This is a genomic window from Anaerostipes sp. PC18, from assembly GCF_039789045.1.
GTDB lineage: Bacteria > Bacillota > Clostridia > Lachnospirales > Lachnospiraceae > Anaerostipes > Anaerostipes hominis.
This window is the reverse complement of the sequence record NZ_CP121164.1, coordinates 2,299,769-2,323,617: the sequence shown is the minus strand read 5'-3', so window position 1 is coordinate 2,323,617 and position 23,849 is coordinate 2,299,769. Positions and strand designations below refer to the sequence as shown.

General features: G+C 45.2%; 24 protein-coding genes, 7 tRNA genes and 1 other annotated feature (1 of these 32 cut by a window edge). Of the genes, 28 read left to right on the top strand and 3 right to left on the bottom strand.

The annotated features are described in order from the left end of the window. The first annotated feature begins 62 nt into the window (after positions 1-62). The 3 genes from P8F77_RS12625 to P8F77_RS12615 are packed head-to-tail and all read left to right on the top strand — an operon-like array spanning position 63 to position 3,296. Complete coding sequence (locus P8F77_RS12625; RefSeq protein ID WP_148458966.1) at positions 63-1,004, top strand: ABC transporter ATP-binding protein; 942 nt, start codon at positions 63-65, stop codon at positions 1,002-1,004. Positions 1,005-1,015: 11 nt separating this feature from the next. Beyond that, positions 1,016-2,158, top strand: coding sequence for an ABC transporter permease (locus P8F77_RS12620; protein ID WP_148458967.1), 1,143 nt, complete (start codon positions 1,016-1,018; stop codon positions 2,156-2,158). Continuing rightward, positions 2,145-3,296: an ABC transporter permease gene (locus tag P8F77_RS12615; RefSeq protein ID WP_287519033.1), complete on the top strand. Its 1,152-nt coding sequence runs from the start codon at positions 2,145-2,147 to the stop codon at positions 3,294-3,296. Before P8F77_RS12620 ends, P8F77_RS12615 begins: the two co-directional genes overlap by 14 nt. A gap of 79 nt (positions 3,297-3,375) precedes the next feature. Here the strand turns inward: P8F77_RS12615 and P8F77_RS12610 are convergent, their stop codons facing one another. After that, complete coding sequence (locus P8F77_RS12610; protein ID WP_148458969.1) at positions 3,376-4,386, bottom strand: ABC transporter substrate-binding protein; 1,011 nt, start codon at positions 4,384-4,386, stop codon at positions 3,376-3,378. Between the two features lie 144 nt (positions 4,387-4,530). Between P8F77_RS12610 and P8F77_RS12605 the strand changes: the two genes are divergently transcribed. After that, complete coding sequence (locus P8F77_RS12605) at positions 4,531-4,818, top strand: YerC/YecD family TrpR-related protein (RefSeq protein WP_006568955.1); 288 nt, start codon at positions 4,531-4,533, stop codon at positions 4,816-4,818. 16 nt (positions 4,819-4,834) lie between these two features. Here P8F77_RS12605 and P8F77_RS12600 read toward each other — a convergent pair whose 3' ends face one another. Next, entirely contained in the window at positions 4,835-5,443 is a 609-nt protein-coding gene (locus tag P8F77_RS12600; protein WP_148458970.1) for a DUF1836 domain-containing protein, read from the bottom strand. Between the two features lie 229 nt (positions 5,444-5,672). Here P8F77_RS12600 and pcrA point away from each other — a divergent pair, with 229 nt between their 5' ends. The 19 genes from pcrA (at position 5,673) to P8F77_RS12505 (ending at position 19,582) form a co-directional block, all read left to right on the top strand. Then, a complete protein-coding gene (gene pcrA, locus P8F77_RS12595) occupies positions 5,673-7,880 on the top strand; it encodes a DNA helicase PcrA (RefSeq protein WP_148458971.1) in 2,208 nt (735 codons plus the stop codon). A gap of 68 nt (positions 7,881-7,948) precedes the next feature. After that, complete coding sequence (locus P8F77_RS12590; protein WP_095142895.1) at positions 7,949-8,212, top strand: DUF4366 domain-containing protein; 264 nt, start codon at positions 7,949-7,951, stop codon at positions 8,210-8,212. A gap of 374 nt (positions 8,213-8,586) precedes the next feature. Then, positions 8,587-8,661 (top strand) — tRNA-Pro (locus tag P8F77_RS12585). A 4-nt stretch (positions 8,662-8,665) separates the two neighbouring features. Next, positions 8,666-8,737 (top strand) — tRNA-Gly (locus P8F77_RS12580). A 39-nt stretch (positions 8,738-8,776) separates the two neighbouring features. Further along, a tRNA-Arg gene (locus P8F77_RS12575) sits at positions 8,777-8,850 on the top strand. A 48-nt stretch (positions 8,851-8,898) separates the two neighbouring features. Continuing rightward, positions 8,899-8,972 (top strand) — tRNA-His (locus P8F77_RS12570). A 46-nt stretch (positions 8,973-9,018) separates the two neighbouring features. Further along, positions 9,019-9,090: transfer RNA gene (locus P8F77_RS12565), tRNA-Gln, on the top strand. A 3-nt stretch (positions 9,091-9,093) separates the two neighbouring features. Then, positions 9,094-9,166: transfer RNA gene (locus P8F77_RS12560), tRNA-Lys, on the top strand. Between the two features lie 41 nt (positions 9,167-9,207). Continuing rightward, a tRNA-Leu gene (locus P8F77_RS12555) sits at positions 9,208-9,287 on the top strand. Positions 9,288-9,955: 668 nt separating this feature from the next. Next, positions 9,956-10,636: a F0F1 ATP synthase subunit A gene (locus P8F77_RS12550; RefSeq protein ID WP_287518884.1), complete on the top strand. Its 681-nt coding sequence runs from the start codon at positions 9,956-9,958 to the stop codon at positions 10,634-10,636. A 42-nt stretch (positions 10,637-10,678) separates the two neighbouring features. Then, entirely contained in the window at positions 10,679-10,897 is a 219-nt protein-coding gene (gene atpE, locus P8F77_RS12545; RefSeq protein ID WP_006568949.1) for an ATP synthase F0 subunit C, read from the top strand. A gap of 22 nt (positions 10,898-10,919) precedes the next feature. After that, complete coding sequence (atpF, locus tag P8F77_RS12540; RefSeq protein WP_024726980.1) at positions 10,920-11,405, top strand: F0F1 ATP synthase subunit B; 486 nt, start codon at positions 10,920-10,922, stop codon at positions 11,403-11,405. After that, on the top strand, positions 11,402-11,905 hold the full coding sequence (atpH, locus tag P8F77_RS12535) for an ATP synthase F1 subunit delta (RefSeq protein WP_148459014.1): 504 nt from the start codon (positions 11,402-11,404) through the stop codon (positions 11,903-11,905). Before atpF ends, atpH begins: the two co-directional genes overlap by 4 nt. Positions 11,906-11,910: 5 nt before the next feature. Next, positions 11,911-13,410 carry a F0F1 ATP synthase subunit alpha gene (gene atpA / locus P8F77_RS12530; RefSeq protein ID WP_287518881.1) on the top strand — a complete coding sequence of 500 codons (1,500 nt, stop codon included), beginning with the start codon at positions 11,911-11,913 and terminating at the stop codon, positions 13,408-13,410. Positions 13,411-13,420: 10 nt separating this feature from the next. Then, positions 13,421-14,308 carry an ATP synthase F1 subunit gamma gene (atpG, locus tag P8F77_RS12525; protein ID WP_006568945.1) on the top strand — a complete coding sequence of 296 codons (888 nt, stop codon included), beginning with the start codon at positions 13,421-13,423 and terminating at the stop codon, positions 14,306-14,308. Positions 14,309-14,345: 37 nt separating this feature from the next. Next, a complete protein-coding gene (gene atpD, locus P8F77_RS12520; protein WP_148459016.1) occupies positions 14,346-15,746 on the top strand; it encodes a F0F1 ATP synthase subunit beta in 1,401 nt (466 codons plus the stop codon). Positions 15,747-15,755: 9 nt separating this feature from the next. Further along, positions 15,756-16,169 carry an ATP synthase F1 subunit epsilon gene (atpC, locus tag P8F77_RS12515; RefSeq protein WP_148459017.1) on the top strand — a complete coding sequence of 138 codons (414 nt, stop codon included), beginning with the start codon at positions 15,756-15,758 and terminating at the stop codon, positions 16,167-16,169. Between the two features lie 251 nt (positions 16,170-16,420). Continuing rightward, the gene (locus P8F77_RS12510; RefSeq protein WP_148459018.1) at positions 16,421-19,033 is read left to right on the top strand and encodes a cation-translocating P-type ATPase; all 2,613 of its coding nucleotides are present in this window, start codon (positions 16,421-16,423) and stop codon (positions 19,031-19,033) included. 300 nt (positions 19,034-19,333) lie between these two features. Further along, positions 19,334-19,582 carry a transporter substrate-binding domain-containing protein gene (locus P8F77_RS12505; protein ID WP_287517924.1) on the top strand — a complete coding sequence of 83 codons (249 nt, stop codon included), beginning with the start codon at positions 19,334-19,336 and terminating at the stop codon, positions 19,580-19,582. Between the two features lie 73 nt (positions 19,583-19,655). Here the strand turns inward: P8F77_RS12505 and P8F77_RS12500 are convergent, their stop codons facing one another. Next, the gene (locus P8F77_RS12500; RefSeq protein ID WP_024726986.1) at positions 19,656-19,889 is read right to left on the bottom strand and encodes an HPr family phosphocarrier protein; all 234 of its coding nucleotides are present in this window, start codon (positions 19,887-19,889) and stop codon (positions 19,656-19,658) included. 157 nt (positions 19,890-20,046) lie between these two features. On the opposite strand from P8F77_RS12500, the gene P8F77_RS12495 reads away from it, so the two are divergent. The 5 genes from P8F77_RS12495 to P8F77_RS12475 all read left to right on the top strand — a co-directional run bounded on the left by P8F77_RS12495 (position 20,047) and on the right by P8F77_RS12475 (position 23,685). After that, positions 20,047-20,226, top strand: coding sequence for a hypothetical protein (locus P8F77_RS12495; protein ID WP_148459019.1), 180 nt, complete (start codon positions 20,047-20,049; stop codon positions 20,224-20,226). A gap of 141 nt (positions 20,227-20,367) precedes the next feature. Continuing rightward, complete coding sequence (gene bioB, locus P8F77_RS12490; protein WP_330625594.1) at positions 20,368-21,327, top strand: biotin synthase BioB; 960 nt, start codon at positions 20,368-20,370, stop codon at positions 21,325-21,327. An 8-nt stretch (positions 21,328-21,335) separates the two neighbouring features. Next, on the top strand, positions 21,336-21,893 hold the full coding sequence (locus tag P8F77_RS12485) for a biotin transporter BioY (protein ID WP_287517915.1): 558 nt from the start codon (positions 21,336-21,338) through the stop codon (positions 21,891-21,893). A gap of 119 nt (positions 21,894-22,012) precedes the next feature. After that, entirely contained in the window at positions 22,013-22,927 is a 915-nt protein-coding gene (locus P8F77_RS12480; protein ID WP_287517913.1) for an ABC transporter ATP-binding protein, read from the top strand. Beyond that, on the top strand, positions 22,921-23,685 hold the full coding sequence (locus P8F77_RS12475) for an ABC transporter permease (protein ID WP_287517911.1): 765 nt from the start codon (positions 22,921-22,923) through the stop codon (positions 23,683-23,685). Before P8F77_RS12480 ends, P8F77_RS12475 begins: the two co-directional genes overlap by 7 nt. 44 nt (positions 23,686-23,729) lie before the next feature. Then, positions 23,730-23,849, top strand: a binding site (T-box leader); it runs 105 nt beyond the window's last position.

Below are 23,849 nucleotides of genomic sequence, written 5' to 3'. Positions count from 1 at the left end.
GGCACTGTAACCATACAGCAGGATCAGGTAAAGTTAAAACATCAAATGAAAGGGGTGGAATTATGGAACAGTCTATTATTGAAATAAAAAATTTAGTTAAGAGATATAAGGATCTTTTGGCACTGGACCATTTAAATATGGAGGTCAGGAAGGGAGAGGTTTTCGGACTTCTTGGGCCGAATGGTTCGGGGAAAACTACAGCTATCAACTGTATATTGGGACTCTTATCCTATGATAAAGGTGAGATAAGAGTCTTCGGGAAACCCATGGAAGCCGACTCCTATGAGAGCAAGAGAGAGATCGGTGTGGTGATGCAGAACGTTGCAGTCTTTGATGAACTTACGGTCATTGAAAATATTGATTATTTCTGCGGACTTTATGTCAGAGACAAGAAGGAGAGAAAAAGACTTGTGGAAGAAGCTGTCCAATTTGTAGAATTGGAGGAATTTCGGAAGTTTTACCCGCCCAAGCTTTCCGGAGGCCTGTTAAGACGCCTCAATATTGCCTGCGGCATTGCTCATAAACCAAAATTGATCTTTTTAGATGAGCCTACGGTGGCAGTTGATCCCCAGAGCCGAAATAAGATCCTGGAGGGGATTCTTGAACTGAACCGACAGGGGGCAACTGTCGTTTATACTTCTCATTACATGGAGGAAGTGGAACGGATATGCAGCAGGATACTGATTATGGATAAGGGACGGCCCCTGGCCACCGGAACGAAAGAAGAGCTGAAACAGATGATCAAGATGGGAGAAAAGATCACGGTGGATGTATCTGACCTGAAGAGAGAGGAGCTTCAGGCAATACGTAATATGCAACATGTATTCCAGGTGGATTACACAGACGGAAAGCTCCATGTGCAGTGCAGCGGGGGCAGTCATAACCTGGTAAATGTTCTGGGATACCTGTCTGAAAGAGAAGTTTCTTTCGGCAGAGTTTATTCGGAGCTCCCTACATTAAATGACGTATTTCTGGAGATCACAGGAAAACAGCTGAGAGATTAGGAGGGGAAACTATGTTTTGGCATTTATATAAATATTATTTCAAAGCATCCATTAGAAATAAGTCCGCTATTTTTTGGTGTTTTGCATTTCCTCTCATACTCGCTTCCCTGTTTTATTTTGGATTCGGAAATCTTTTAAACGATTCAGAAGAACTGAAAGCAGTCCCGGTGGCAATCGTGGAGACGAAGGCGGCAAAAGGTGCAGAAGGGTTTAAGCAGACTGCGGAAGAGCTTTCAAAAAAAGGTGAAGATCAGCTTCTGAAAGTGCAGTACACATCTTTGAAGAAAGCCGAAAAGCTGCTCCAAGAGGGAAAGATTGACGGCTTTTATACTCTGGGAGACAATGTCAGGCTTACAGTAAAAGAAAATGGTATCAACCAGACGATTTTAAAAGAGGTCAGCGATCAATATATCCAGATGAATAACATGGTACGGCAAACGATAAAAGAACACCCGGAAGGGATGGAAAAACTGGTAAAAGCAATGTCACAAAATATGGTAGAGAATCAGCAGATCAGTCTGGGAAATGAAGATGCCAATATGATGGTGCAGTATTTTTATGCATTGCTTGCCATGGTATGTCTTTATGGAGGTTTTCTGGGGCTTCAGAGTGCCCTCCATGCTCAGGCGAACTTGTCGGATATTGCGGCCAGAAAAGCAGTTTCTCCAGCAGAGAAGCTGAAAAGTACAGCAGCTGACTTCCTCGTAGGCGTGACGGTGCAGTTTTTGGCATTCCTGGTGGCGATCGGCTATATGTGGCTGGTGCTGAAAATTGATCTTGGAAGCCAGGCAGGATTTATTTTGCTGGCCGGATTCTTCGGATGTTTTACCGGGGTTTCCATAGGGCTGTTCATCGGTTCGATCGGCCGGATGTCCAGAGATACAAAAAGCGGGCTCAACATAGGCATCAGTATGTTTTTCTGCTTTTTCAGCGGATTAATGGTAGGAAATATGAAAGACATTGTGGAAAAACATGTACCGATTTTCAACAGGATCAATCCGGCAGCGCTGATCACGGACTGCTTTTACAGCCTGAATATTTATGATGACCTGTCGGTTTATTTCAGAAGCTGTATTTCACTGATCATAATTTCTGTTTTACTTTGCCTTGGGAGCTTTTTCATGATGAGGAGGAAAAAATATGCAAGTATTTAAATGTTTTTTTAAGATTGTCAGAAGTAAAAAACTCTCAATGTCTATTTATGCCGGAATTTTTTTCGCACTGACAATCTTGTTTTCAAGCTTCGGAAAAAACAGTGATACCGGATTTCAGACAACAAAAATTAATGTAGGCATTGTAGATCATGACAAAAGCACAGTTTCCAAAGCGCTGAAAACGTTTCTTTCAAATGAACAAAATGTAAAAGATATAAAGGATGAGAAGAAAACAATGCAGAATGAATTGTTTTACAGAAATGTAGAATATATTCTGATCCTGCCGAAAGGATTCGGAGAGAGCCTGTTAAGTGAAAATAAAAAGGCACAAATAGAAAATGTAAAGGTTCCCGGCTCCACCAGCGGCTATATGATTGACCAGCAGGTAAATAAGTTTACAAAGATGGTGAGGAGCTATCTGGCCTCAGGATTTTCAGAACAGCAGGCGGTGGAGAGGGCTGAAAATACATTGAGGTCATCGGCAAAGGTGGACCTGATGGGAAGCAAAAAAGCCGGCGAACAGAGCAATACCGCATATTATTTCCAGTACCTTGCCTATATCTTTATTGCGCTGATCACAGTGGCAGTGAGCCCGGTATTCATGGTCTTTTATAAAAAAGATATCAGAAGAAGAAACCAGTGCTCCGCGGCCACAGAAAGATCCAGGAATCTTCAGCTGGCGCTTGGGACATTGACGGCATCCGTGGGCTGCTGGCTGGTGTTTATGCTGCTGGCTATGGCGATGTACCGGAATGAGATTTTTCAGAGCAACCTTTTGCTGTTTATGCTCAACAGCGTAATGTTCATAGGCGTTTCGGCAGGCATATCCTTTCTCGCGGGGCTTCTCGTCACCAATGATGACGCACTTCAGGGAGTCATAAATGTGGTGTCTCTTGGAAGTGCATTTCTGGGAGGGGTGTTTGTGCCGCTCGAGTTTATGAGCAAACAGGTGCTGACTGTCTCAAGATTCCTTCCGACCTATTGGTATATCAGGTCCAATAAGCTGATCGACCAGCTGGATGTTTTGGACATGAGCCATATATGGCCTGCGATGCAGGGAATCCTGATCCAGGCGGGATTTGCTCTGGCACTGTTTGCAGCGGCCATGCTTGTGAGCAAACAAAAAAGGACTGCATAGAAAACACCAGACAAAAAGACTGCAGACATATCACGAACTATTGTCTGCAGTCTTTTTAACAGGAAATCAAAAGACAGGTTTATTTTGCTTTTTCGGCAAAAGTATTGTCGACCAGTTTATCGAATGGGACAGTGTCATCTAATTCCCCTGCGTTTTTCAGGATATCCTGAAGAAGGGCAAATCCGTCTTCACTGAACACAGGATTCTCTTTGTAGGTATCCTGATCTTTGTAGCGTTTGATGATGGTGATCAAATCGTTTTTCGATACGTCAGGGAACTGTCCGCCGATGACAGCGGCAATCTCATCCGGAGTATGTTTATTTACGTATTGCTGGCCTTTTTTGATAGCATTGGTAAAGCCCTGTATGATCTTCGGATTCTTTTTGATATAACTCTTCTTTGCACAATAAGTCGTATAAGGAACAAACCCGCTTTCCACGCCTATGGATGCAACAACATATCCTGCACCCTGTGTTTCGAGAGCGGTTGCATTGGGTTCAAATTCCACCGTAAAGTCTCCTGTGCCGCCGGAAAAAGCCCCGGATGTATTGGCAAAGTCAATATTTTGGACCATCCTGATATCTTTTTTCGGATCAATCTTTTGTTTCTTCAGAACATACTCAAAGATCATCTGAGGCATTCCGCCTTTTCGTCCGCCAATCACTTCTTTGCCCTTGATATCGTTCCATGAGAAGTTTTTGATCTTTTTTCTGGAAACGAGGAAGTTGCCTGCGCGCTGGGTCAGCTGCGCAAAGTTGACGGCATAGTCCTGGTTTCCTTCGTTGTACTGATAGATGCTGGCTTCCGGCCCCATGAAGCCTATGTCTGCATTCCCGGAGATCAGAGCGGTCATGCTCTTATCTGCACCGAATCCTGTATCAACCTTCAGGTCAATGCCCTCATCCTTGAAATATCCTTTTTCAATGGCTACATACTGGGGAGCATAGAAGACAGAGTGGGTAACTTCGTTTAAGGTGACCTTGGTGAGCTTTTTTGTCTCTTCTTCGGATTTAGATGTTCCGCATCCGGACAAAACGCCCAGAGCCAGTACAGAAGTCAGGAACACGGCAGCAAGTTTTTTTGCTTTCATAAAAACTCCTAAAAAATACTTTATTTCATAGAGTATGCACAGCGGAAAAATCGGTGCAAATCTTCTTTACTTTAACGCGCTGATGTTGTATATTAAAACTAATCAAGCATCGAAATTTCGAAGCAGGAAAAGGAGCAGCATATTATGAGCAAAAAGATTAAAACGGAAGCCGCTAAACGGCTGTTTCAGGCGATTCTTACGTTGGAGACAGAGGAAGAGTGTTTTACTTTCTTTGAAGATTTATGTACGGTGAACGAACTGGAATCCCTGGCGCAGCGTTTTGAAGTGGCTTCTATGCTCAGGGAAAAGCATACGTATCTGGAAGTGGCAGAGAAGACGGGCGCATCCACGGCTACGATCAGCAGGGTCAACCGTTCTTTAAACTACGGAAGCGACGGATATGATTTGGTATTTAACAGAATGAAGAAATAGGCTTTCGTCTATTTCTTCATTTTTTTCTCTTTTTTTCTTTTTCTGGATCGTCAGTATAGAAATTGTCGATCATTTTCTCAATCAGCTGTTTTTTAGCATAAATATCATAGCACAAAAGTGTGATGAAGGAAAAATGCTGAAGCAGATCCCTGTCCTTTTCGTCCTCCACGAAAGCAAAAGATTCCCTGGCCTTTTTCAGGTCATCCGCCACGGATTCCGCGATTACCGGTTTCTGTCTGTGTTCCAGCTGATAAATCTCCTCATAGATATCGAAAAACGACAGTTCCCTGTCATCGTCATAAAAGTGATTTTTCAGCGGGGCCAGAAGAGACTTGATGTCTGAGATAGACATGAAGTTTTTCAGGTAATAGATATAGATTAAAAGAATCATATGATTTCTGGAGTATTTCTTTTTGCTGGAAGGCGGCAGCAGATCATTTTTTGAATAATTATTGATCATTGTTTTGGTAAAGATCTTATCTCCCTTAAACCGTGTGGAATTTTTTAGTTCTGTGTCCATAAAAGTCGTGATCTGGTCCATATAAAGGTCGATATTTGGAATATCTTCCGGTAGAATATAGTCTAATTCCAGCCACTTTGAAAGTTTTTCTTTTAAATCATCCATACATCGTCCTCCTTGATTGCATGATAACTACATTATACGGTTTTTTAAACTATATGACAAGTCCCTGATATGACATTTTCCGCAGAATTTCTGTTCCGGAGGCGGGGTGTAAAAACTCAGGCACATTTATCGCTTCTTTGTTTTGACCGGATGTAGTATAATAGTAGTTAGTCTTACCGGAAAGGAAGGTTAAACAGAAGTAGAACAGAAGCAAGAAAGGATATTACATATGAGCATATATGATACATTGAATGAACAGCAGCGGGAAGCCGTATTTTGTACGGAAGGGCCTCTGCTTCTGCTGGCCGGCGCAGGCTCAGGCAAGACAAGGGTCCTGACCCACAGGATCGCCTATCTGATCGAACAGGGAGTCAATCCCTACCACATCATGGCGATAACATTTACCAATAAAGCAGCCAGAGAGATGAGAGAGCGTGTGGATGCCCTGGTGGGTTCCGGAGCGGAACATATATGGGTCAGCACGTTTCATTCTACCTGTGTCCGCATATTGAGGAGACATATCGACAAGCTTGGCTATGACAACAGTTTTACCATTTATGACAGCGATGACCAGAAGTCTTTGATCCGGGGCATCTGCAAGCAGTTCAGGGTGGACACAAAAAGTCTGCCGGAGCGTGCCGTGATGAATGCAATCTCCTCAGCGAAAGATGAGTTTATGACACCGGGAGAATACGAGACCCGGTATAATTTTGATTTTAAGAAAAAGAAAATTGCAGAAATCTATAAGGAATACCAAAAACAGCTGAAGGCCAACAATGCCTTGGACTTTGACGATCTTTTATTTAAAACAGTAGAGCTGTTTCAGTTTCACCCTGAAGTTTTGGACTATTATCAGGAACGCTTCCGCTATATCATGGTGGATGAGTACCAGGATACAAATACCATCCAGTTTCAGCTCATCAGCATGCTGGCAAGGAAGTATCAGAATCTCTGTGTCGTAGGCGATGACGATCAGTCCATCTACAAATTCCGGGGTGCTAATATCAAAAATATTTTAAACTTTGAAGGAGTATTTCAGGATGCCGAAGTAATCAAATTGGAACAGAATTACCGCTCCACGAAGAATATCCTGAATGCCGCCAATGAAGTCATCAAAAACAATAAGGGCCGGAAAGAAAAAGCCCTTTGGACAGAAAATGACGACGGAGATTCGATTGTATTTCACCAATATGGGACAGAATATGAAGAGGCGGGACAGATCGTCGAAGAGATCGGCCGCCTGGCAAAGGATGGTGTGAACTATAAAAATATCGCGATTCTTTACCGGACCAATGCACAGTCCCGTATTTTTGAAGAGAAATTTATGATTAAAAATATTCCTTACCGGATCGTGGGCGGAATGAATTTCTATCAGAGAAAAGAAGTAAAGGACGTGATCTGTTATCTGAAGGCTGTGGACAACGGCCTTGATGATCTGGCAGTGAAAAGGATCATCAATGTTCCCCGGAGAGGGATCGGCGCGACGACCATCGACAAGGTTCAGACCTATGCGATCGAGCAGAATATAGGGTTTTTGGATGCCTGCTTTGAGGCAAGACAGATAGAATCCCTTGCCAATGCAAAGAGAAAAATCGAAAAGTTTTCAGAACTCATTGCGGATTTCAGGGAACAGGCACAGAAGGGAAGCCTGGAAGACCTGTTTCACTATATTTTGAAGCAGACAGGGTATGTAACCGGACTTGAGGCCGAGGGAACGGAAGAGGCCCTGGCCAGAATAGAAAATATCAATGAACTTCTGAATAAAATCGTTGCATATGAAGAGGCTGCGGAGGACCCTACACTTTCGGGTCTCCTCGAGGAAATCGCTCTGGTAGCAGACATCGACAGCCTGGAAGATTCAGACAACAGGGTCATCCTCATGACACTCCACAGTGCAAAGGGGCTGGAGTTCCCATATGTATTTATGAGCGGAATGGAGGACGGGATTTTCCCGAGTTATATGACCATTATCTCTGAAGACCAGGAAGAACTGGAGGAGGAGCGGAGGCTTTGTTATGTGGGAATTACCAGAGCCAAAGAACGCCTTTATCTGAGTGCCGCAAAGCGCAGGATGATGCAGGGAAGAACTCAGTTTAACAAGGTGTCCCGTTTCATCGATGAGATCCCTCAGGAGCTTTTAAAGCTGGATTACGGCGTTAATCTAAATGACAAGCGTCCGGATCATGATATTTTTTCATCCAACCGAAGGACTCAGTTCCGAAAACCGTTCCAAAAACATCAATTTGCAGAACCAAAGGCAGAGTCGCTTTCTTATGGCGCAGGCGACCGTGTGAGCCATATCAAATTCGGCCAGGGTACCGTCATGGAAATCGTCTCCGGAGGCCGGGATTATGAGGTTACGGTAGACTTTGATAAACACGGTGTAAAAAAGATGTTTGCTTCCTTTGCAAAATTAAAGAAAACCGAGCAAAATTAGAAAAAAGATTAGTAATGAAACGGGATAAGTGATATAATAAAAAAAACACATAAGAAAGGGTGAATGACATGAAAAGTTTTGACGATTTACTAAGCGCAGCAAAAGTATCAGACATTATGCACAAGAAAGACAAAGAAGATAATAAAATTGTCTGGGCTCTGGCAATCATCGGTGCAATCGCGGCAGTGGCAGGGATTGCTTATGCGGTCTACAAGTATTTGACTCCAGATTATATGGAAGACTTTGACGATGATTTCGATGACGATTTTGATGATGATTTCTTTGAAGATGAAGATGATATAAAGTTATCTGCAAAAGAGGAAGAAGAATAAAATTTACAGAGGGCATCTCAGCTGTGGGATGCCTTCTTTTTTGTTGTTCAGGAAAAAAGTTGTAAAGTTATTCAAAGTGTGAGGATTGAGCAGATGAGGCGGCCTGACTGCTTCGTATCCGAAAATTGAAATTTAGGGGGGCAGAAGCGTTATTTGAAACTTCATAATATAAAACTTTTTTTAAAAAGTATGTATAAAACTGTGGAAGAATATGCCACAAAGCGCGCAGTTATGCGGTTTAGCCCAGTTTTAAAAAAATATAAAAAAGATGTTGACTTTTGCGCGCCTGTCCAGTATAATAAATCTTGCTTGTGAGAAAGAGGGCAGCCAAACAACAGCAGTTTTGGAAAGTCTTTCAAGAAGGAATTACATATCGGGGTGTGGCTCAGCTTGGCTAGAGCGCTTGATTTGGGATCAAGAGGTCGCAGGTTCGAATCCTGTCACCCCGACTTTGCGGGTGTAGTTCAATGGTAGAACTCCAGCCTTCCAAGCTGATCACGTGGGTTTCGATTCCCATCACCCGCTTTCACTTTGCGAAGCAAAGTAAAGGATATTTATGCATATGAGTCTGTAGCTCAGCTGGATAGAGCAACGGCCTTCTAAGCCGTAGGTCATGGGTTCGAATCCCCTCAGGCTCGTTTTTATTTCGCTCTTTTGAAATAATAGTTTTATAGTTTATGTTTATGGTGGGTATAGCGCAGTTGGTTAGCGCGCCAGATTGTGGCTCTGGAGGCCGTGGGTTCGAATCCCATTACCCACCCTTTTTGTTTTATCAATACAGGACTACTGGATTTCCTGAAAGATAATGGGCTATCGCCAAGCGGTAAGGCACAGCACTTTGACTGCTGCATTCGCTGGTTCGAATCCAGCTAGCCCAGTACGGGTGTGTAGCTCAGGTGGTAGAGCACTTGACTTTTAATCAAGTTGTCCGGGGTTCGAATCCCCGCACGCTCACTTAGTCATCTATCATTTATAGTATAGATGGCATTTTTTATGCGGATGTGGCGGAACTGGCAGACGCGCTAGACTTAGGATCTAGTTCTTCGGAGTGCAGGTTCGATTCCTGTCATCCGCATTCATTTATTTTTATAGGTTGAGGAAGAATAGAACGGTACATTTGGATGGAATGTACCGTTCTGTTTTTGTTTCATAGGAAAGCTCTACGACCTTCCCTATGAAATAAAAATGCTCCGCGGGTTGTGCACAGATGCGTAAGGAAATTATTTGCCTGCGGCAAATCGCATCTGGCACGAAAAAGTTGTCAGGCCCCTCAAAGAGTGAGGTCCAGGGGACAAAGCCGTGTCAGAGGTGCTTATGAATATACGTTTGCATGCTTTAGCCGGTATTTGAGAAAAATCAGATTATTATAATTGATTATTGAATTATCAGTTTTAAAAGCACTGCATACACTAAGAATCAGAAGACAATAAAACGGGCAGGAACCGGGAAAATCGAGGTCAGAAAAATGAACTTCTTTTAATAAGAAGAAATCGAAAAATCTGACCTCTTTTTTGTGAAGAACAAAAGGGTAGTATGAATTGTACAAATACTAACATAAGATTCTTGAAAATATTAGATAAAACATATAATAATAATTGGTAGAACCAAAGAAAATTTTATTTCAAGAGGAAAATAAGTGATTTTTCTTGAAAAAAAGCATAAAAAAAAGGGTAATTTTTAGAATTGACAAAGTAATATAGGAGTATTATACTCACTACAAATTTAGGAAAGGAGGAGCAGTCGATGAGTTTATCGGAGAAATTGATGGAAGAGCTTGTGAGCAAGACAGCGTTCACCATTCCTCTCTTCGGCGGGATTCCGGTGCAGGAATCGCTTGTAGTCACATGGGGTATTATGGCTTTTGTCATCCTGCTGTGTCTGATCTTCGTGAGAAATTTAAAGCTTGTCCCTACAAGAAAGCAGGCCTGTATTGAGACTGCGGTGGGAGGAGTATATCGGTTTTTCCACGGGATTCTGGGAGACGAGGGAAAAGGCTATATCCCGTATCTTGCGACAGTCGGAATCTATCTCGGCCTTTCCAATCTGAGCGGTTTGGTCGGACTGACACCGCCTACGAAGGACATCAACGTAACAGCAGGGCTGGCGGTCATGAGCATCGTGCTGATAGAATATTCGGGGATCAGGAAAAAGGGCTTTAAGGGCTTCATAAAGAGCTTTACCGAGCCGGTTCCGTTTATCGCACCGCTTAACGTGCTGGAAGTCTTTATAAGGCCTCTGTCGCTGTGTATGCGGCTCTTCGGAAATATTCTGGGCGGATTCGTCATAATGGAACTCTTAAAGATTGTAGCGCCGATTCTGGTGCCGATCCCGTTCAGTTTTTATTTTGACGTATTTGATGGACTGATTCAAATGTATGTGTTCGTTTTCCTGACGGCCATCTTTATGAAAGAGCTTATGGATTAGAATAACAGAAACAATAAATTATAGTATAAGGAGATGTAGATTATGTCATTAGTAGCATTAGGAGCAGGTATTGCAGTATTATCAGGTATTGGAGCAGGTATAGGTATCGGAATCGCCACATCAGGTGCAACAGATGCGATCGCAAGACAGCCGGAGGCAACCGGGGAGATTAATAAGACACTGCTGCTTGGATGTGCGCTTGCAGAATCAACGGCAATCTATGGCCTGGTTGTTGCAATCATTATCATGTTTGTACTTTAAATAAAGCTTGGAGGCGGTATAGGTGTTAACATTTAATTCAGGGCTCCTGTGGACGTTCGTGAACCTCATTGTGTTTTTTATTATCTTAAAAAAGCTTCTTTTTCAGCCTGTTATGGGCATGATTGAGAAAAGGGAACAGATGATCAGCGGACAGATAGAGGATGCGGAACAAAAAAATACCCAGGCCGGGCTGCTGAAAGAAAGATACGAGGCCGAGCTTAAAAATGCCAATCAGGAGGCGGCCAGGATCGTAAAGACAGCCAAGGAGCGGGGCAAAGAAGAATATGAGAAGATTTTAAGAGATGCCGATGCGGAGGCGTCCAAAATAATTGCGGACGCAAGAAAAACCATTGAGACAGAGCGGGAAAAAGCAGTACAGGGAATACAGAATGAAATTGCCCAGGTGGCGATCGCGGCGGCTTCCAAAGTAATTCAGGAGAACGTTGACCAGGCATCCAATGAAAAAATACTGGATGACTTTTTGAGAGAAGCGGGTGCAGGCCAATGAATGAGCTGACAGATAATTATGCAAAAGTATTATTTGACTTAACGATTCCTGAAGAGTACATCCATGAGACGAAAAGGATCTGCAGTGAGTGCCCGGAATTCGTGAAAGCACTGGCAAGTCCGGTAGTCACAAAAAAAGAAAAACATGCGGTCATTGACAGAGTGATCCCAGGGCCGGTGCAGAGCTTTTTTAAGGTCGTCACAGACAATGGTGAGGCAGACAGCATCTTTGAGATATTTGCTTCACATGATGAATTAGTTTTAAGAAAAAATAAAGTAGTCAAGGCAGTCTTTGCTTATGTCACCAAACCGGATGACAGGAGAATTGAAGGCATAAAAAATATGATCTGCCAAAAATATCATAAAACAGGCGTTAATCTGCAGCTGAAAGAAGACCCGTCATTGATCGGCGGATTCATTCTGACTGTGGGTGATGATGTATATGACAGAAGTGTGAAGGCTTCCATTACAAAATTACAAAACAGCCTTGTGCGGAGGTGAAACAGTTGGGCAATATAAATCCGGAAGGAATTATTTCCGTTTTAAAAAGTGAGATAGAAGATTATGAAAATAAGATCGAGGTGCAGGAGGAAGGAACAGTCATCCAGGTAGGCGACGGTATTGCGGCCGTGCATGGTTTAAATCATGCGATGTACGGGGAACTGGTAGAGTTTGAGAACGGTACCAGAGGTATTGTGCAGAATCTGGAAATGAAGACCATCGGCTGTGTGCTGTTGGGAAGTGATCACGGGCTGATCGAAGGCTCCAAAGTCGTTAGAAGCGGCAAGCGTGCCGGAGTACCGGTCGGGGACGCTTTGGTCGGGCGCGTGGTCAATGCGCTGGGCGCTCCCATTGATGGTAACGGACCGATCAGGACTGACGCGTATCTCCCGATTGAGAGAGAAGCGGCGGGAGTCATCGACAGAAAATCTGTAGACGTTCCGCTGGAGACAGGAATCCTTGCCATTGACGCGATGTTTCCGATCGGACGGGGACAGAGAGAGCTGATCATCGGCGACCGCCAGACCGGCAAAACGTCCATCGCTGTGGACACAATTTTGAACCAGAAGGGCAAAGACGTCATCTGTGTGTATGTAGCCATCGGGCAGAAAGCATCCACTCTGGCTAAAATTGTTTCCACACTGAAGAAGAACGACGCCATGGACTATTCAATCGTCGTATCCGCATCGGCAAGCGATGTGGCTCCGGTCCAGTATATCGCGCCGTATTCCGGCACGGCCATGGCAGAGTATTTCATGGACAAAGGAAAAGACGTTTTGATAGTCTATGATGACCTGTCAAAACATGCGGTGGCTTACCGTGCCATGTCTCTGCTCTTACAGAGGCCGCCGGGACGGGAAGCATATCCCGGAGATGTATTCTACCTGCATTCAAGGCTGCTTGAGCGTTCATGCAGACTGAATGAAGAACACGGAGGAGGGTCTATCACGGCGCTGCCGATCATTGAGACTCTGGCGGGCGATGTATCCGCCTATATTCCTACCAATGTCATTTCCATCACAGACGGACAGATATTCTTAGAGAGTGATCTGTTCTTCTCCGGCATCCGGCCGGCAGTCAATGTGGGTCTGTCTGTTTCTCGTGTAGGAGGGGCGGCACAGACTAAAGCGATGAAAAAAGTTTCGGGAAGTCTGAGGATCGACCTGGCTCAGTTCCGGGAGATGGAGGTCTTTACCCAGTTCAGTTCGGATCTGGACCCGCAGACCAAGGAACTCCTTGATCATGGAAACAGGCTTGTGGAATTATTGAAACAGCCGCTTTATCATCCGATGAGCCTGCACAAACAGGTCATTCTCTTATGTGCGGCCAATAACCGTCTGCTCATGGATGTTCCGACAGAAGATGTCAAAGCCTTTACGGAAGATCTGGTATCCTTCTTTGAGGCAAAATACGGGGAACTGGCCAGTGAGATCGACGAGAAGAAGGTATTGACAGATGAGATGGCAGAGAAGATCGTTCAAGCAGTAAAAGAATTTAAAAAGTAGGTGAGCATACATGGCAAATATGACAGAAATCCGCTCTAGAATGAAGAGTATTCAGGAGACCATGAAGATCACCAACGCAATGTATCTGATCTCTTCCACAAAGCTTCGGAAGGCAAGGGAAAAGCTGGACGCCACGGCTCCGTATTTTGAACTGCTCCAGTCGACGATCAAAGATATTCTGTTTCATTCGCCGGACATTAACCATACCTTTTTTGACCAGAGAAAAAAGATTAAGCCGGAGGATAAAAAGCGGGGATATGTGGTCATGACGGCTGATAAGGGGATGGCGGGAGCCTATAACCACAATGTGCTGAAGCTTGCACAGGAGCGCCTGGCACAGGGAAATGATAATACCCTGTTTGTCATCGGCCAGATGGGAAGGAAGTATTTTACGAAGAAGAATGTCAGGATTGACATGGAGTTTCTCTATACCGCCCAGGACCCCAGCATGTGGCGTGCCAGAAATATTGCGGAAACATTGGTCGATCTTTACAGGAAGGAAAAGCTGGATGAGATCTATATTATTTATACAAAGATGGTAACGCCTTTAAAGGCAGAGCCTGAGATTATCCAGATCCTGCCGCTGAAACGGCAGAGCTTTGAGGAAATGAATGTGGAACTCGAAAAGTATCACAAGATTGCCGACTATTCTCCGTCTCCAAAAGTGGTCATGGATCATTTGGTGCCCAACTATGTAAAGGGCCTGATCTATGGAGCTCTGGTAGAGTCATTTTCCAGCGAGCAGAATGCGCGTATGATGGCGATGCAGGGGGCCACGGAAAGTGCAAAAGACATGATCAGGGAGCTGTCACTATTGTATAACCGTGCAAGACAGGCGGCAATCACCCAGGAGATTACAGAGATTGTAAGCGGCGCGAAAGCGTTTCAAAAGAAATAATAATTGATTTAGATATAGAAAGAATTGTGGTGAAGATATGGAAAAGGGAAAAATCGTACAGGTTTTAGGTCCGGTCGTGGACGTAGAATTTGACGGCGGGTATCTTCCGCTGATCAAAGATGCGCTGACGGTAGAACTGAACGGCAAAAAACTTGTCATGGAAGCTGCCCAGCATATGGGGAACAATATTGTCCGCTGTATCCTGCTCGCATCCAGCGAAGGGCTGTCAAAAGATATGGAAGTGACAGCTACAGGAGCAGGAATTACGGTTCCGGTAGGCAGACAGACACTGGGCAGGATGTTCAATGTGCTGGGGCAGAATATTGACGGAAAAGAGCAGGTAGAAGGGGAAGAGCAGTGGGTCATCCACAGGGACCCTCCTACTTTTGAGGAACAGAGCCCGGTCGTGGAGATCCTGGAGACAGGAATTAAAGTCATCGACCTTCTGGCGCCTTATGCCAAGGGCGGTAAAGTCGGACTGTTCGGCGGTGCCGGAGTGGGCAAAACGGTGCTGATCCAGGAGCTGATCCACAACATCGCCACTGAACACGGCGGATATTCTATTTTTACCGGCGTGGGAGAGCGTTCCAGAGAGGGAAATGACCTGTGGACAGAGATGAATGAATCCGGGGTCATCGACAAGACAGCCCTGGTGTTCGGACAGATGAACGAACCACCGGGAGCCCGCATGAGAGTGGCACAGACCGGTCTTACGATGGCAGAGTATTTCAGAGACAGGGAACATCAAAATGTGCTGCTGTTCATCGATAATATTTTCCGTTACGTGCAGGCAGGCTCCGAGGTATCCGCACTGCTGGGCCGTATGCCTTCTGCCGTCGGCTACCAGCCGACGCTGGCCAATGAAGTTGGAGAGCTTCAGGAGAGGATTACGTCCACGAAAAACGGATCGATCACTTCTGTGCAGGCCGTCTATGTGCCTGCGGATGATTTGACGGACCCGGCCCCAGCAACGACCTTTGCCCATCTGGACGCCACCACGGTGCTTTCCAGAAAGATTGTAGAACAGGGAATCTATCCTGCGGTAGATCCGCTGGAATCCACATCCAGAATTCTGGAAGCGGAAGTGGTTGGGGAGGAACATTACGAGGTGGCAATGCAGGTTCAGGAGCTTCTTCAGAAGTATAAAGAGCTTCAGGATATCATCTCTATCCTGGGAATGGAGGAACTGGATGAAGATGATAAACTCGCGGTTTACCGTGCCCGAAAGATCCAGAAATTCCTTTCACAGCCGTTTCATGTGGCAGAGAATTTTACCGGCATGAAGGGCAAATATGTGCCGGTGAGCGAGACCATCCGCGGATTTAAAGCCATTATAAGCGGAGAGATGGACGAATATCCGGAAAATGCATTCTTTATGGTGGGAACAATCGATGAAGTCATTGAGAAGGCAAAGAGCGAAACGGCCAAGGAAGCGTAAGAAAGAGGGATGAGCATGGGAAAGACCTTTTATCTGGAGATTACGGCCAGTGACCGAAAGTTTTATAACGGTGAATGTGAGATGATGATCTTTCCGGCGATCGATGGTGAACAGGGCATCCTGCCCAACCATGAGTCCATGGTGACCGCGGTGAAGACAGGAGAACTCAGGTTCAAAGTAAACGGTGAGTGGAAAGAAGCAGCTGTGGGCGACGGCTTTGTAGAGATCATGCCGGAGTTCGTCGTTCTCCTGGCAGACACGGTAGAATGGCCGGATGAAATTGATATCCGGCGGGCAGAGGAAGCAAAAGAGCGCGCCCAGGAAAGACTCAGGCAGAAGGAAAGCCAGAAGGAGTACTATCACAGCAAAGCCGCGCTTTCCAGGGCCATGGCAAGGCTCAAGGTGACGGGCAAGCATTTATAAGGCAAAATTCGAGCCGGAAAGTCGACAACAATTAGTTGACAAGCCAAAGAGAATCCGCTAATATAAATTTTAATAAAAGGGAGTAGCTGGCGAGCAAATCGTTTGCGGTGTCGTCAATCTCGATGAAGAATTCATCCGTATCGTAATGAAACAGCGAGACTTTTATTGCACGAAAGATGCAGTAAAAGTCTCGCTGTTTTTTTCGTCGGAAAAAGAAAGAAAATACATATAGAAATGGAGAATGATGAAATATGAAAGAGTTTTACCAACAGACAGCAGAAGAAGTCAGGAAGCGACTGAACGGCTCGATGGAACCTTTGAGCGCTGCACAGGTCACGGAACATCAAAAACAGTATGGGTACAATGAACTGGTCGAAGGGAAAAAGAAAAGTGTACTGCAGATCTTTCTCGAACAGTTTAAGGACTTTCTCGTTATTATTCTGATCATCGCAGCTACTGTATCAGGATTTCTGGGAGATGTGGAGAGCACCGCGGTTATTTTGGTCGTCATCACGGTCAATGCCGTCCTCGGTACCGTTCAGACCGTGAAGGCAGAACAATCCCTGAACAGCTTAAAACAGCTGTCGGCACCGACGGCCAAGGTGATCCGGGACGGGATCACCGTACAGATTCCGTCCAGAGAAGTGACTGTGGGGGATGAGATACTCCTGGAGGCAGGGGATTCCATACCCGCGGATGGAAGAATCTTAGAATCAGCCAGCTTAAAAGTGGACGAGAGTGCGCTGACCGGGGAAAGCCTGGGCGTAGAAAAGACCGCCGGCATCATCATCAGCCAGGTTCCGCTGGGAGACCGGACCAATATGGTGTATTCGGGAAGTTTTGTCACCTATGGAAGAGGGAAATTCCTCGTGACAGGGGTGGGAATGGACACGGAAGTCGGAAAGATTGCGGGAATGCTGAAAAATACAGAGGAAAAAAGGACTCCTCTCCAGGTCAATCTGGATCAGTTCGGACAAAAACTCTCCCTTTTGATCCTGGTTTTCTGCGGAATCCTGTTTGGGATCAGTGTCATCCGGGGCGAGGATATGGGAGACGCATTTATGTTTGCCGTAGCATTGGCGGTTGCGGCAATCCCGGAAGCGTTAAGCTCCATCGTGACGATCGTTCTCTCCTTCGGAACACAGAAGATGGCCAAGGAACATGCGATCATCAGAAAACTCCAGGCAGTGGAAGGACTGGGAAGTGTGTCTGTCATCTGTTCCGACAAGACCGGTACGCTTACGCAGAATAAGATGACAGTGGAAGACTATTATGTGGGAGGTGTCAGGATTCCTGCCGCCCATATTGACCTGAAGAAACCGGCCCAGAAACAGCTGCTGGATTACAGTATGCTCTGCAACGACTCTACGAACGTCAACGGCGAGGAGATTGGAGATCCCACGGAGACTGCGCTGATCAATCTGGGGGACAAGCTGGGAAGGAAAGCCGAGAGCGTTCGGTGTTTCTACCCGAGGGTGGCGGAGATACCCTTTGACAGTGACCGGAAACTAATGTCTACGGTGCATGACATGGAAAACGGATATGTCATGGTAACAAAAGGGGCTGTGGACGTGCTTCTGAACCGGCTGGTATCTATTCAAAAAGGCGATAAAACCACAGTGATTACCAACTGGGATAAAAAACAGATTGAAGCCTGCAACCAGGAATTTTCACGGAACGGCCTGAGAGTTTTAGCAATCGCATACAAGACCATAGAAAAAGGGAAACGGCTCACGCCGGATGATGAAAACGGCTATACTTTCCTTGGACTGATCTCCATGATGGACCCTCCGAGAAATGAATCTAGGTCTGCGGTAGCGCAGTGCATCCAGGCAGGGATACGCCCGATTATGATTACGGGAGACCACAAAGTAACTGCCGCTGCCATAGCGAAGCGCATTGGGATATTAAAACATGAAAGCGAAGCCTGTGAGGGTTCTGAGATCGATCATATGTCCGATCAGGAGCTTGAAAAGTTTGTGGAAGGGATTTCTGTTTACGCGAGAGTTTCGCCGGAACACAAGATCCGGATCGTACAGACATGGCAGAGAAAAGGCAATATCGTCTCTATGACAGGTGACGGGGTCAACGACGCACCGGCGCTCAAGCAGGCAGACATCGGTGTGGCAATGGGGATCACGGGAAGTGAAGTCTCCAAGGACGCTTCCTCAATGGTGCTTACAGACGATAACTTTGCGACCATCGTAAAGGCAGTGGAAAACGGAAGGAATTTGTACAGAAACATAAAGAATGCGATCCAGTTCCTGCTGTCGGGAAACTTTGCGGGAATCCTTGCGGTGCTTTATGCGTCTATCGCTGCACTTCCGGTTCCGTTTGCTCCGGTGCATTTACTGTTTATCAACCTGCTGACAGACAGCCTTCCGGCCATCGCACTCGGACTGGAACCCCACACCGACAAGGTGATGGAAGAGAAACCGAGGCCTGTGAACGAATCTATACTCACAAAAGATTTCCTGGTTAATATCGGGATCGAAGGATTTGTGATCGGAGTCATGACGATGATCGGATTTATGATCGGATACCGGGAACAAAATGCTCTTCTGGCAAGCACAATGGCATTTGGAACGCTCTGTATGTCGAGGCTGGTGCACGGCTTTAACTGCAAGTCAAATCATCCGGTGCTGTTTACAAGAAAATTTTTCGACAATATGTATCTGATCGGTGCATTTATACTTGGAGTAATTCTGATGACATGTGTAATGACTATACCTTCGCTTCATACATTGTTTAAAGTCCAGACACTGAATATTCAGCAGCTGTTTACCGTATATGGACTGGCACTGGCAAATCTTCCGCTGATCCAGCTGCTGAAAGCCATAAGAGTGAGAGTGCGGATATTATAAGTTGATGACAAAAGGAGCCGAATCCTAATTTTATTTTAGGAATCGGCTCCCTTTTTCTTGTTTCATAGGAAAGTTCTATGACCTTCCCTATGAAATAAAAACGCTCCGTGGGTTGTGCACAGATGCGTAAGGAAATTATTTGCCTGCGGCAAATTGCATCTGGCACGCAAAGTTGTCAAGCCCCTCAAAGAGTGAGGGGTTGGGGCGTTGAAGTGGGCTTGCCCACTTTGTTCTCAGAAAGAGAGAAAAGCTTTAAAATGAAGAGAACGGAATAGAGACAGTGATGATCAGAAAAAGGGGATATGCGAAAAAGATAAATACGGAAATTATACCGGGCTGACGCCGGATTATCTGAACGAGATCGCAAAATATACGAACTGGGAGTACGAATATGTTTCGACCACATCAGATACCTTTATACAGGATCTGGCCGATGGAAAGTATGATATATTGGGAGGCGCCTACTATGCCAAGGAATTGAAGCCTTATTTTGCATATCCAAAGTACAGTATGGGGAGCAGCCGTGGAGGAACGCATTTCAAAGCGTGACGGAAATAGTGGTAAAAAACTCATAAAAAAGCGCCGTACCCCAGAGAATAAAACGGGGATACGGCATTTCCTTTTAGTTTAAAATAAATGGCTCTAATGCATTTTCAATGTCTTCCAGTTCGTCTTCGCCGTAAACGGTGAGGAGCAGCGGTTTGGACAATTCCAGGCTGAAAATGCCCATAATGGATTTTGCATCGACAACATAGCGGCCGGACGCTAAATCTATCTCGGATTTAAACCGGTTGATCAAGTTGACAAAGTCTTTTACTTTGTCTATGGAATCTAACAATATTTTATAGGTTTTCATATCAAACACCCCTTTCTTCTTTGCTGATGCAATGTCATGGTACAATTTTTTGAGCGGAAAGTCAAATTTCTCATAAGAATATATTGACAAGAAACGGATAAAATGAATAAAATAAAGGTCAGCGAAAAGGGAGAGAAGCAAGCAGGGAGGAAGATGCATGGGACTTTTAACAAGAGTGACAGACAATAATCCATACAGTAAAGATATCGACGAATTGCTGGAAAAGCGTGCCGATGTACAGGAAAAAGATACGGAAGACGGACTTACCTATGAGGAATCTATGAAAAAGATTGAGGAACGGATTAAGGAATTAGGCATCCTTGAAGAGGAAGAATAAAATAGAATCTGAGACGTGCGTCATTATGCAGCGCACGTTTTCATTTAACTGAATTGTAAACCTATATAATTATTATGGTTGACAATTTGGAATTCATAGCGTATACTTCATTAACGAAGCGGGAAAGAGAAAGGAGTTTATATGCTGGAGGAATTTACAAGACAGATCCTTTCAGGAGAACAGGGACAGACCAAAATAGAAGATGTATTGTTTTTGCTGGATGCGGATCTTGAGATGCTGTGCCGGTCGGCAGACAGGATCAGAAAGAATTTTTGCAAAGACCACGGCGATCTCTGTACGATCATCAATGGGAAAAGCGGAAAGTGCAGCGAGGACTGCAGGTTTTGTGCACAGTCATCCCATCACCGGACTCAGGCGGACGAATATGCATTTCTTCCGGCCGAAGAGATTTTGAAGGACTGCCGGATGCAGGAAAGAAAAGGAATACACAGGTACTCTATCGTGACAGCCGGAAAATCTCTTGAGGGAGAAGATTTTTCAAGAGCTTTAAAGGCCTATCGTGCTATGTATGAACAGTGCAGTGTTTCCCTTTGTGCATCTCACGGGTTTCTGTCTTATGAAGCTTTTTTAGATCTGAAAAGAAATGGAGTCACACGATATCACTGTAATTTAGAAACATCAAGACGTTTTTTCTCTGAGATCTGCACGACTCATACATATGTTGACAAGATCTCAAATATTGAGAGGGCAAAGAAAGCAGGCCTTGAGATCTGTTCCGGCGGGATCATCGGAATGGGTGAGACAGAGGAGGACAGGCTGTCTTTGGCCCTTGAACTCGCAGGACTCGGAGTTGATTCTATTCCGATCAATGTTCTTACGCCGATTGAAGGAACTCCTCTGGAAGGCAGAAAAAGACTCGGCGAACAGGAAATACTGAGGGCAGTTGCAGTGTTCCGGCTCTTAAATCCCAAGGCAGAAATCCGTCTGGCGGCAGGGCGGAATTTGATGGAAGACTGCGGAAGAGAGGCGTTTTGTTCCGGGGCCAACGGAGCGATCACTGGTGATATGCTCACTACATCCGGCAACAGGGTGGAAGACGACAGAAAGATGTTTTCACAGCTTGGATTTTCATTGACATAAGGAGGAGAATGACTATGAAGAAACTAGAAACAAGGCAGATGACACTCATAGGACTGATGTCGGCACTCATGTGCGTTGCGGGACCGCTTTCTGTTCCGCTGCCGTTTACACCGATTCCCATTTCACTCACAAATCTGGTTATTTATTTGACGGCATTTGTACTTGGGTGCAAATCCGGCACTGTGAGTTATGTGATCTATCTGCTGCTTGGCACAGCGGGACTCCCGGTTTTTTCAGGATTTACGGGGGGCCTGTCTAAGCTTGCCGGCCCTACGGGAGGATATTTGATCGGATTCGTATTGACGGCTGCAGTCTGTGGATTTGCAGCGGATCATTCCGGAGGAAAAAGAACCATACAATTTGCGGGAATGGTGATCGGAACGCTGGCGGCATATCTGTTCGGGACTGTTTGGCTCTGTTCGCAGATGACCCTTACACCGCTCCAGGGCCTCATGGCCGGAGTCATCCCGTATTTGCCGGGGGACCTGGTGAAAATGATACTGGCTGCGGCGATAGGAAACAGCATCCGGCAGACGGTGAAGCAAACGGCGTCAGCGTCTTCATAGCAGAGAAAAGGCATGAAAAAGAAATTTTTTCATGTCTTTTTTATTGACAAATTATTTGTACCATCGTATTATTGTATTAAAAGATCAGTACAATAATACGATGGTACAAGGAGGATTCTATGGACACGATTGTGAATGCAGAGGAGATTACAAAATCCTTTGGAAAACAAATAGCAGTGAGAAATGTCAGTATGGAAGTAAAAAAGGGAGATATTTACGGATTTATCGGAGAGAACGGTGCAGGGAAGACCACCATGATCCGGATGATGGCAGGATTGGCCAAACCCTCTTCCGGCAGGCTTTCCCTGTTCGGTTCCTATGATCTGGTCAAGGCAAGGGAAAAGATCGGGACAGTGATTGAATATCCGGCGCTGATTCCCGGTATGACGGCCAGAGAAAATCTCATGGTGGAGATGAAGCTCAGGGGACTGAAAGATCCGAAAAAGATTGAGGAAGTCCTCATAAAGGTGGGGCTTGCAGATACCAAAAAGAAGAAGGTGAAAAATTTCTCCCTTGGCATGAAGCAGAGGCTGGCGATCGCCATTGCACTTTTGGGCGATCCGGAATTTTTAATCCTGGATGAACCTACCAACGGGCTTGATCCGGTAGGAATCCGTGAGATCAGAGAATTGATCCAGGAGCTGAATCAGGAACATCATATCACGGTTTTGATATCAAGCCATATTTTGGGAGAGTTATCGAAACTGGCTACCAGATACGGTATCATCCATAAGGGTGAGCTGATTCAGGAATTTACGGAAGAAGAATTAAACAGGCAGAGTCAGTCCAGTCTTACGGTAAAGATGCCGAAGGAACAGAGGGAGAAGGCGTGCAAAGTTATGAGAGAGCATTTTTCGGCAGAAGCATTCCAGATGGTAGGAGAAGAAGAGTTAAAGGTCTACGGATTTTTGGAAAAGCCGGGGAAAGTCAATAAGGCGCTTATGCAGGAAGGAATCCAGGTAGAAGAAATCTTTGTGGAAAATATGGATCTGGAAAAATACTTTTTAAGAGCAGTGGGAGGTGCGGCATGTTAAATTTAATTCGGGCAGATATTTATAAATTGTTAAAATCAACGTCATTTCGTGTATGCGGGGTCCTGTTCCTTTTGCTGATGGGATCTGAGAATTTCCTTTATCATCTTGTGGAAAAAATGGGCGGAGGTGCAGGGACGCAGACGACGGTCATTTCAAGGATACAGGGGACAGATATCTCTTATCAGATTTTGTTGGCGATCGTTATCTCTCTGTTCATAGGCAGTGAATATACCTGTGGAACCATTAAAAATCTGGCATCAAAGCATTATGAGAGAAATAAAATCTTTGCTTCCAAGTGGATCGTGAGCGTCCTGCTGGCAACGGTTTATTTTGCGGCGAGCGTTGTAATTGTGGGAATCACTGCTATGTTTTACTGGAAAACCGGGGATATGAGCGGGACTGTCATAAGCGATACCGCAGGCTTTTTGTTCACAAAATATATTCTGGTCCTCAGCATCACATCTCTGTATGTTATGGCCGCATTTATAATAAGGAAGACACAATTTGTCCTTCCAGTTGCCATCATTGGGCTGGACGTTATTGGAATCATTGCAGTATATGGGGATATGGGACTCACAAAACTTTTGGGGCATACGGTGCAGCTGTCAAAATACTGGCCGAGCAACATGCTGGCTCAGATCATACAGAGCGGAGTACAACATGCCGAACTTCTTCCCGGGATATTAACCGGAATCGTATTTCTTATCGCTGCCGTGGCCGGCGGAGTCATGCATTTTAAACAAGTGGATATCAAATAACCCGGTTGACATTTTTAAGGAAAGCGCATAAACTATATGGTAAGTGAAATGCGCAGAACAGAAAGAGTACCTTCACTGGAACTAACAGAGAGAAACTGTCACCGGCTGAAAGCAGTTTTTAGGAAATGTGTTGGGAATGCCTCTGGGAGCAGACAGGGCGAAGC